Annotated in this window: 1 pseudogene; it reads right to left on the bottom strand. The window is 60.5% G+C overall.

Annotation, left to right across the window (positions count from 1 at the left end):
- Positions 1–262: 262 nt before the first annotated feature.
- Positions 263–592 (bottom strand): annotated as a pseudogene (locus AWU74_RS12020) (mannitol dehydrogenase family protein); the annotation flags it as partial.

Below are 592 nucleotides of genomic sequence, written 5' to 3'. Positions count from 1 at the left end.
GCGGCACGTCATTGAAAACGTCTTCCGTGCCCTCAAGCGCCGGCGGGGAATTGCCACGCGCTGCGCAAAGCTTGCCGCTTCCTTCATCGCCGCCATTCATGTCAGGTGTTTATTCCTCTACCTTCCAGTCCACACTACCCAGACAGGCGAATGGAAAAACAGCGGGGCAAAACCTGCAAGTTGCGTGTCCTGTTTTGCCTATATGCTATGCCCACCTCCGAGTTTTTCAGAAAACCCGGTCGTTACCCGCGCTCTGCACGGGTTACGCCAAGTATTTGTTCAGCACCGCGAGCGCCGTGTGCGGTCCCGCGATGAGTTCCGCAAACATCGTCTCGACTTTTCCCGCCACCTTCGTCTCGTACAAATCGACGCCGAACAGCGCCGCGTTCGACAGGATCGGCTTGAGTCTGCCCGCCGCGGAAGCCGGCTCGCCGAAACGTATTCCCCGCAGCAAGCCGCGGAGCGTCTCCAGCATAGGGTCGGCGCTGAGCTCGAGCGGCTTGCCGTCGTCGCCGACCGCCAGAAGATAGCGGAGCCAGCCCGCTATTGCCAGCGATATTCCGTACAGTGTCCCCGTGTCCCGCTTTTCGCG

The organism is Treponema endosymbiont of Eucomonympha sp., assembly GCF_001028545.1.
This window is presented reverse-complemented; position numbering and strand designations above follow the sequence as displayed.